This window comes from Psychrobacter sp. FME6, assembly GCF_014861365.1.
Taxonomy (GTDB): Bacteria; Pseudomonadota; Gammaproteobacteria; order Pseudomonadales; family Moraxellaceae; genus Psychrobacter.
The window spans coordinates 1-7,497 of the sequence record NZ_RRYW01000118.1; the positions used below are offsets into that span (position 1 = coordinate 1).

At 38.7% G+C, this 7,497-nt stretch carries 11 protein-coding genes and 2 pseudogenes; 9 read left to right on the plus strand and 4 right to left on the minus strand.

Features of this window, described 5'->3' with window-relative positions; translation table 11 throughout:
* Positions 1 to 101: 101 nt before the first annotated feature.
* Both repM and EI162_RS12615 read right to left on the minus strand, forming a co-directional pair.
* Positions 102 to 1,043, minus strand: a complete 942-nt coding sequence (gene repM / locus EI162_RS12610) for a replication initiation protein RepM (RefSeq protein ID WP_192524684.1) — start codon at positions 1,041 to 1,043, stop codon at positions 102 to 104.
* 605 nt (positions 1,044 to 1,648) lie between these two features.
* Entirely contained in the window at positions 1,649 to 2,023 is a 375-nt protein-coding gene (locus tag EI162_RS12615) for a hypothetical protein (RefSeq protein WP_192524685.1), read from the minus strand.
* Between the two features lie 461 nt (positions 2,024 to 2,484).
* Here EI162_RS12615 and EI162_RS12620 point away from each other — a divergent pair, with 461 nt between their 5' ends.
* The 5 genes and pseudogenes from EI162_RS12620 (at position 2,485) to EI162_RS12640 (ending at position 4,143) form a co-directional block, all read left to right on the plus strand.
* Positions 2,485 to 2,886: a hypothetical protein gene (locus EI162_RS12620; protein WP_192524686.1), complete on the plus strand. Its 402-nt coding sequence runs from the start codon at positions 2,485 to 2,487 to the stop codon at positions 2,884 to 2,886.
* A gap of 67 nt (positions 2,887 to 2,953) precedes the next feature.
* Positions 2,954 to 3,214: a hypothetical protein gene (locus tag EI162_RS12625; protein WP_068039633.1), complete on the plus strand. Its 261-nt coding sequence runs from the start codon at positions 2,954 to 2,956 to the stop codon at positions 3,212 to 3,214.
* Positions 3,215 to 3,317: 103 nt separating this feature from the next.
* Complete coding sequence (locus EI162_RS12630; RefSeq protein WP_068330392.1) at positions 3,318 to 3,518, plus strand: type II toxin-antitoxin system RelB/DinJ family antitoxin; 201 nt, start codon at positions 3,318 to 3,320, stop codon at positions 3,516 to 3,518.
* Positions 3,515 to 3,679: pseudogene (locus EI162_RS12635) on the plus strand (BrnT family toxin); the annotation flags it as partial. The gene EI162_RS12630 and the pseudogene EI162_RS12635, both read left to right, overlap by 4 nt.
* Positions 3,680 to 3,846: 167 nt before the next feature.
* The gene (locus tag EI162_RS12640; RefSeq protein ID WP_179207223.1) at positions 3,847 to 4,143 is read left to right on the plus strand and encodes a hypothetical protein; all 297 of its coding nucleotides are present in this window, start codon (positions 3,847 to 3,849) and stop codon (positions 4,141 to 4,143) included.
* An 18-nt stretch (positions 4,144 to 4,161) separates the two neighbouring features.
* On the opposite strand, the gene EI162_RS12645 is transcribed toward EI162_RS12640, so the two are convergent.
* Positions 4,162 to 4,671, minus strand: a complete 510-nt coding sequence (locus tag EI162_RS12645; protein WP_192524687.1) for a hypothetical protein — start codon at positions 4,669 to 4,671, stop codon at positions 4,162 to 4,164.
* A gap of 220 nt (positions 4,672 to 4,891) precedes the next feature.
* Here EI162_RS12645 and EI162_RS12650 point away from each other — a divergent pair, with 220 nt between their 5' ends.
* On the plus strand, positions 4,892 to 5,161 hold the full coding sequence (locus tag EI162_RS12650) for an excalibur calcium-binding domain-containing protein (protein WP_218778293.1): 270 nt from the start codon (positions 4,892 to 4,894) through the stop codon (positions 5,159 to 5,161).
* A complete protein-coding gene (locus tag EI162_RS12655; protein ID WP_225736994.1) occupies positions 5,134 to 5,541 on the plus strand; it encodes a hypothetical protein in 408 nt (135 codons plus the stop codon). The genes EI162_RS12650 and EI162_RS12655 overlap by 28 nt, the downstream gene beginning before the upstream one ends.
* 203 nt (positions 5,542 to 5,744) lie before the next feature.
* Here the strand turns inward: EI162_RS12655 and EI162_RS12660 are convergent, their stop codons facing one another.
* A complete protein-coding gene (locus tag EI162_RS12660; RefSeq protein WP_192524688.1) occupies positions 5,745 to 6,263 on the minus strand; it encodes an HPP family protein in 519 nt (172 codons plus the stop codon).
* Positions 6,264 to 6,394: 131 nt separating this feature from the next.
* Between EI162_RS12660 and EI162_RS12665 the strand changes: the two genes are divergently transcribed.
* Both EI162_RS12665 and EI162_RS12670 read left to right on the plus strand, forming a co-directional pair.
* On the plus strand, positions 6,395 to 6,934 hold the full coding sequence (locus EI162_RS12665) for a TetR/AcrR family transcriptional regulator (protein WP_192524689.1): 540 nt from the start codon (positions 6,395 to 6,397) through the stop codon (positions 6,932 to 6,934).
* A 232-nt stretch (positions 6,935 to 7,166) separates the two neighbouring features.
* A pseudogene (locus tag EI162_RS12670) lies at positions 7,167 to 7,497 on the plus strand (transposase); the annotation flags it as partial.

The window sequence follows — 7,497 nt, forward strand, 5'->3', positions numbered from 1 at the left end:
GCTTATTCTCCTGTTAGTGGATTATAAGCAGTTACACAGAGTTTGGGAAACTCCCAAAATCAATATTTATCTCTAAGCTTTGCAACCATTAGTTTTAAGAATTAATATTCAAGATACTCTCTAATTGGACGCTTCTTAAATTGAGAAATGTCTTTTTTAAGACGATTAATCATCTCAAATTCCCACATATTCATATCTTGACCAGCGGGGCTAGTCGAACTAACTAGATCATTATAATCTGCTACAAAACTAGGGTTGCGAGCAATACGCCCCAACTGTTTATCGTTTAACCCTTTAATAGTGAACATATCACCGTTATCAGCCTCAACTTTAGTATTAATGCTTCCTTTGTTCTTCTTCACTTTGAACTTGAATGTAAAGCCTTTAATGATGCGCCCTTGTTTATGTTGTTCGTATTCAACAGTAATATCAGTGTGTTCGTTAATCTGAGTGATTGCCAAGTCTAAAACTCGTCTTTTGAAGGCTTCTATTCGTTGGTATTCATCTACCAAGCCTAGCTTTTCGCGCAATTCCACAAGCGATATCTGACTCGTCTTACCTACTGACCTCCATTGAATAATCAACTCATACAGCCTTATTGCATACTCACTCTGCAATCCTACGACCTGCTTCAACTCATATTCCGTATAACGTGCTTCAAGCCTCGTAATCAAAGGAATTACATCACTTGCAAATACTAATTCGACACAGCCTAAGTCATCAATATAGCCGATCTTATCCACCCAACGGCTTTTATAATGTCCTATCTTTCCCGAACGTTCATCTATCTTACTATAAGCAAAACCTGCCTCATATAATCCCTCTACTGCCCTTTTCATGGCTTCATAAGATGTATGCTTTTCTACATTAAATTGTTTGGCATAGCTTTGCGCATAAATTCGTAACAAACCTCCTGCTTCTATTAACGTTTTTTGTTCCCTTGCCTCAATAATCGCTAAAAATATCAAGCGCTGTTCAACTACCCCTAGGCTATAACTAGCGCCAATTAAAGAATTATCCTTAGTAACTAACTGTTTAGACATTTCCATCTTCCAACTAATTTTAAGCAACTATATTACCTTAAGGTTGTTAAAGCAACTTTTATTATCACCAGTTGCTTTATAGGTCGTAAAACGTTGCTTTATAGGTCGTAAAACGTTGCTTTATAGGTCGTAAAACGTTGCTTTATAGAGTCTAAAAACCTCTAACCCCAAGGGTTTTAGAGGACGTAAAAGCTTTTAAAAGCATTTAAAAACATTAAAAACCTTTTTGGTTGTTAATAATTAAAATAATAAAAGAAAAGACTAGTAAATATAGCAATTAATTGAATATCAGTAATTTCAGCTTATTTGATAATGGCGATCTAATCTCTAATAATATGGAGATAAAACCCTCCTATTTAGCCTCCTACAAGGTTCTAAATATCATTTGGTATCTGCTGGGTAATTTACCTTTGCACCTTCTTAAACGGCTAATATGGGCTTATACAGTTATGTGTTTGTCTATAGCAACTAAAATTTGTGGAAGACAGCTAGTATCTCTAGCAGTCTTCACCTTGATGCTATCAAGGACAATTTTCTGGACATTGAATGGCTTCTCAAAAAAAGCCCTTGTATCAGCTGAGACAAAGGCAATGTATATTTAATTTTTAATCCAAACTATTGTGGGATTTTATCCCAGCCTTGTTGACCAGTTTTTGAGCATTAGCAACTTTATTAGGTGCTGCCACCTCTCTTAATATCAATAACGATTCTAGCACTATTGGCATCAAAGCCTTGACCATATCATTCTGATTTGATGTGCTCTCTACTGCCTTTATATCTTCGTCGTCCGACTGCAATAAGTACAGAATCTCACTAATATCTCCTTTCATAAACTTAAGATCTTCAAGAAAACTATTGGTATCTGATTCCAATTTTTTCTTCAAGTAGACGCCAGGAGATTGCCCTTCCTCTGCGGCTATTGCTTCTAGTTTTAAGTAGACTTCAGGTTTTAATCTGAATGACACGGTAGGGGTGTACATAATTATCCTTGTTTACAAATTGTGGACAGTAATATATCATAAATATCAGTTACTTAAATCTATTTTGTTTGCACTTTGCATGCAGAAAAAAGCGTCTTAAATCGGGTAAGTTACTGATTTAATAAGCTTTTTTTCATCCCGAGGGGGTGCGTATGGTGTAGTCATTAAATTGGATAATTTAATGACCAAAAAGCAGGTAGAAAAATCGGTTATTTTCTACCTTCCGTAAGCCTTTTTAGCTAAAAAGGCTTATAAGAGCGTTACACAAGCAAAAACTAAGCAAACTACGAGCATTTCGCTAGCAAATTATGAGCAAATATAATAAGACTGCTGTATTATGAGCAAACTACGAGCAAAAACTAAGCAAACCACAAGCATTTCGTAAGCAAATTATGAGCAAACTATAAATAGCACCTTATACTCATATTAGTAACCGCTAAAAACCAGATAGAGAGCAATTTATGGCTAAGAGAACAAAATTTTCTAAATTTCGTGATCTTTATGAGGTGATCGAAGAGCTAGCTGTTTCATATACCTATGAAGGTGTGGTTGAGATATTAGCTGAGCGCCATGATCTCATTCTAACGACTGGCACACTGACCAATTATCTTTACCGCTATAGAAAAGAATCAAAGGAATTATCTGTCGCTACAGATAATTCTAGCAGTAATGTTGAGGTTAAGTCTGAGGTAAAAAAACAAATTTTTGTTGACCTATATTCCAATGACCCAATCCAAGAAAGCAATACAGATGCTAGTGATGAGCCATCTGTACAGCCCACACATGAAGAGGTAGATACTGCCGTGAAGAGGTTTGAAGCGAGGCAAGCAAATAAAAGAAATAGATCTCTTTTTGATAAGTAAATGATTGATATTAAATAAATAAAAATTTCATAAAGGGACATTTTCCTAGTATAAAAAGGAGCAATCTATGGGTATTGAAGGTGTATCAGTAGCAAGTAACCATTTCATGATGTTTGAAGAGGCGCAACGAGAATACTACCGTCAAATGGGTCGTCTTAACACCTTTGGTTTAGAGAACGAATCTCATAGCGATAGCATACTTAAAAAGATGTTTGAGCTAAAAGATGAGGAAAGTATGCTAAGAGAATATAGCGCGAGCGAACTCTACGTCATACAAAAAGAGCTAGAACAGAAAATTGATGATTTCCTGCGTGAATTGGATGAGTAGCACGTTACTATCACTGTTCGTAAAAGACCAAAGATCTAAAATATTGAATTGACAGTACTTATTGCTTATATTAAACGTACATGAATAAGCGATAAGTAATGCTATGAGCACAACCAATTATAATATCCGTCTGGATCAAGAATTAAAAGACAAGGCGTTTTCGGTGCTTGAGGGCTACGGTTTAACGCCTTCTCAAGCGATTAAGCTGTTTTTGCATCAGGTGGCAGAAACCAATAGCATACCACTATCTTTTGATTATCAGACAATGCCTAGCACCAATATGCTTGAAGACGGTGATCAATGATTGAATTTGAATGGGATGAACAGAAAAATAGCAGTAATCAACGCAAACATGGCTTATCCTTTGAAGAAGCGGCTCGTGTATTTCTTGATCCACTCTGTTTGCGTCAGCAAGACCGATATGAGAATGGTGAAGAGCGGTGGCAAGCGCTTGGTGCAGTGAAATAATCATCAAAAAGCCTTAAAACAATACTTTTTTTAGGACTGTTTTCTCGCTTCATTTACTGTTTTCTTATATAACCCTGCTGCTAATACTCAAAGAGATAGGGATGGTGGTAAGGCTATTCGTATCATATCAGCACGACGTGCCACCAAGTTTGAAAGGCGGTTTTATGAACAGGGTTAGCTATAAAGCAAATGAGTTGCCGTCTTTGAGCGCTGAGCAAGAAGCCAACTTGCAACGATTGGCGATGCTCTCAGATGATGATATTGATTTGTCTGATATGCCAGAAGTCACCGACTGGTCGGGTGCGACTCGTGGTAGTGTGGTGGCAGATGATCCTATGGTTGATGCCAGTATCGTAAGTCCTAGTATCATCGCGAGATTCCAGGATAAGGCGAAAAAGACCGGCGGAAACTACCAAGATATGATTAACGATGCGCTAGAAGAGTATTTGTTAGATCATTAGTCGATAAGCTTACAACGTTTAAAATTCCCACCATCTTTTTTTCTTCTCAACCGTAGCTACGGTTGAGTTGTCTTTTTTTTCTTTCTCTTGTTCAAGTGGTGACTCGTAGTCCTGCTCAGCTTTTTTAAATTCTAGCAATCTCACTTGTGCGAAATCCTGGATACTGGCGTTGGCTTTATCCAGCGTTTTGTTGAGCTGTGCTATCTGCTGCTGATAATTCTCTATCAACCTCTTTTGATCACTCACCTGTTGGTTGAGGTGTTCATTTCTGAGCTTTTCGAGCGCTAATTGGTGTTCAGTGTCTGTATTGTACTGAACGCTTTGAGTGTTCAGAGGTGTACTTTGGACAGTGTTCACCAAACGTTTAGTACGTTTTTTAGAAATTGGCTCACCAAACACCCGCAACATCTCAGACGTGTCTATTTTCTTATCTGCGGTTCTGGATAACTCACCATCATTGACTTTCTGATAGATGGTAGTTCTTGAGACACCCCATTCTTTTGCTGCTTTCGTCACCGATATGTTCATGGTTTACCTAGTGTTCAAGTACGTTTTTAGCAAGTGTCCAGTACAACTGTACAGAACGTTCAATGAACAACTATCGCATTAACTTATCTGTGAGGCAAATCATAAATAATTTGATGTGTAAATTAGATATTTAGTCACATGGCGCTCACTTTGTTAAACAAATATAGGGTAATGTTACTATCTGAAGATAGTATTGCGGATATTAAAAAGAGTCGGTTTTATGAAGAAAGTTATTCTAAGTATGGCGTTATCTATCTTTGCCCTGTCATCTCATGCAGTGGTCACTGACAATCCATTTTATAGCGATGTTGAGGTAGATCATCCGTTGTTTGCTAAAGGTGCTGGTGGTTCACAATGCAAAGGCTTGCCTCGTGTTTGTACGCAAATGGTCAGCTGTGAACAAGCCAAACTAGCACTTAAATGCGGAAACACTAAGCTAGACCGTGATAAGGACGGTGTGCCATGCGAATCAATATGTCCAGGTGGTTAATTGCGGTAGCGTCTATCGCGATTATAGGGTGCAGTTCAGGTAATAAAGATGAGATGTATGGTTCAGGCTATATCGTAGTGAATGAGCATGCATGGAATGAAAGTTACACCACCCCTTATCCATTTACAGTGCCTGAGGGTGAGATTGGGTGTGCCTCGAATCCTGCTTTTGGTCGTGAGGTGTACTTTCATCCTAAGGGTTACACTGATGAGTCTTATGTTGGTACACCGCTTAATAAATCAGCGGTGGATGGCTTAAAGCTGGGACGTTTGACGCCAAATGTGCCTTATAGTGTCAAGGAGGGAGCTGATCTTAGCGAAGCCGTACAGATTGGGTTGAAGGTCTGTTATGAGCAAGAGGATGAGCTTGCAAATTATTAAGTTCGGTACCCTAGTGAGGACTCGAAACTTGGGCTGTGGGCTAATGGCATCAACACTTTAACTCATTGAAAGAATCACAGTGTACTTCGTGGTGTACTTGCCATACATATTCTATCCGTGATCGATGCGGTATACAGGCATTGAACTATAGACTAACTCTCAGAGTGTTAAGTCCCAGACAATCCCGATGCGGTTCAGATAATTCACCACCAATAAGTCGGATACTGTTTACCTTTACCCAAATTGTTATAAATCAGCGCTACCATTACCAAAACGATTGAACCGATTAGAGTGGGTGTTATCAAAAAACTCCAATTTACTGCACCTAGCATAACTATTAAAGGGTTAGACCCAGCAGGTGGATGAGGCATTCTAAATATCAGCATTAGCGCAATGGCAGTGCCAACAGCAGTTGCCATACTCCACCAGTGAATACCAAATAACGTCATGAATACCAGTCCTGTAAAAGTCGCAATAACATGCCCACCTATAACATTTCTCGGCTGGGCAAAAGGGCTGGTAGGATAGGCAAATATTAGTAAACAACTTGCGCCAAACGATCCTAAAATCATGATAAGTTCTATTGAGCTTCCTAATATAGCAAGCGTTGCAGTGGCAATGGTGCCGCCTAGCCAAGCCACTACTATCATCGGTAAAGGTAATCTCTTTGGGCATTCGTTGACTTGACCGCTTAGCTTATGCCAATTAAAGAATGAATGCATACTTACTCCTATCGTAAATAAAAAGGTATCATTATCGATATACCGTTCGGTGTATAATTTAAAGTATACCGAACGGTATGTAAAAATACTATTATTGTTTTCACTGAATAAAAATAACAGGAGAAGAACTAATGGAATTACGAGATACTATTCTACAAAAAAGTTATGAGCTCTTTTATAAGCAAGGCTTTCACGATAGTGGAGTAGAGCTTTTAGCAAAGAAAGCAGGGACTACCAAGCGGACTTTGTATGCCCATTTTGGTAGTAAAGAAGGCTTGATTGAGGAGGCGCTTAAATATCGTCATCAGATGTTTATGACTCAATTAGAAAATGACTTTGATGATTTTGAGATTGAGAAAGTAGCAGATGTTGCCACTTGCTACTTAAACTTCCTCAAGAACTGGACGTTATCAGAGGATTTTTATGGTTGTATGTTTATCAACGCTTGCGCAGAGTATTCAGATAAACAGTCTTCACCTCATTTAATAGCCAAGCAGCATAAAACTGAGGTTAGGAAATGGCTACTTGATAATTTTGAACAGATAAGTGCGGAAAATGCTAAGCAGAAATCTGACACTTTGTTTGTATTTGGCGAAGGTATTATCGTTGCCGCACAAACGGATCAGGAGTTGTTAGAGTTAAATACTGATTTTTTTAAGGTTTTGGATTAAATTATATCGATACAAGTTAGGTTTTAGCGTATCAGATTCTACGATAGTACTCTGGCAGTTCCAGTGCGAAATTTTGGTATACCCTAGCGGAACCAGCTATTTCACCCTTCGAACCTATTAACAGGCCACTTAAAACAGACTGCTATAATGGAACCACTTATAACAGTCTATTTAGGTATTTATGAACCGCCCCGGGATTGTCGGAGACTCAACATTCTGAGAGAATACGACAATGAAAAGACAAGCCTACACTCCTGAGATTAAAGAACGCGCCGTTCGCATGCTTATTGAAGCGTCAGGCGACTATCCCTCCACATGGTCAGCTATTCAAGCCATTGCTCCTAAGATTGGCTGTACGCCTGAAACCCTACGATCATGGCATAAAAAATACAACGATCAAACCGTTCCTGCGTCGGTACAAGCTCAAAGCCAAGATCAACGTATTAAAGAGCTTGAACGCGAGAATAGAGAGCTCAAGCAAGCTAATGAGATCATACGTAAGGCTGCCGCTTTTTTCGCCCAGGCGGAGCTCGACCGCTGACTAAAATCATGATTCAATTCAT

Excerpts from the sequence above, each read along its gene's own strand:
- EI162_RS12620 (WP_192524686.1), top strand. The coding sequence starts at position 2,485 with ATGGCTAAGAGAACAAAATTTTCTAAATTTCGTGATCTTTATGAGGTG.
- EI162_RS12630 (WP_068330392.1), top strand. The coding sequence starts at position 3,318 with ATGAGCACAACCAATTATAATATCCGTCTGGATCAAGAATTAAAAGAC.
- repM (WP_192524684.1), bottom strand. The coding sequence starts at position 1,043 with ATGTCTAAACAGTTAGTTACTAAGGATAATTCTTTAATTGGCGCTAGT.
- EI162_RS12625 (WP_068039633.1), top strand. The coding sequence starts at position 2,954 with ATGGGTATTGAAGGTGTATCAGTAGCAAGTAACCATTTCATGATGTTT.
- EI162_RS12640 (WP_179207223.1), top strand. The coding sequence starts at position 3,847 with ATGAACAGGGTTAGCTATAAAGCAAATGAGTTGCCGTCTTTGAGCGCT.
- EI162_RS12660 (WP_192524688.1), bottom strand. The coding sequence starts at position 6,263 with ATGCATTCATTCTTTAATTGGCATAAGCTAAGCGGTCAAGTCAACGAA.
- EI162_RS12615 (WP_192524685.1), bottom strand. The coding sequence starts at position 2,023 with ATGTACACCCCTACCGTGTCATTCAGATTAAAACCTGAAGTCTACTTA.
- EI162_RS12650 (WP_218778293.1), top strand. The coding sequence starts at position 4,892 with ATGAAGAAAGTTATTCTAAGTATGGCGTTATCTATCTTTGCCCTGTCA.
- EI162_RS12655 (WP_225736994.1), top strand. The coding sequence starts at position 5,134 with ATGCGAATCAATATGTCCAGGTGGTTAATTGCGGTAGCGTCTATCGCG.
- EI162_RS12645 (WP_192524687.1), bottom strand. The coding sequence starts at position 4,671 with ATGAACATATCGGTGACGAAAGCAGCAAAAGAATGGGGTGTCTCAAGA.
- EI162_RS12665 (WP_192524689.1), top strand. The coding sequence starts at position 6,395 with ATGGAATTACGAGATACTATTCTACAAAAAAGTTATGAGCTCTTTTAT.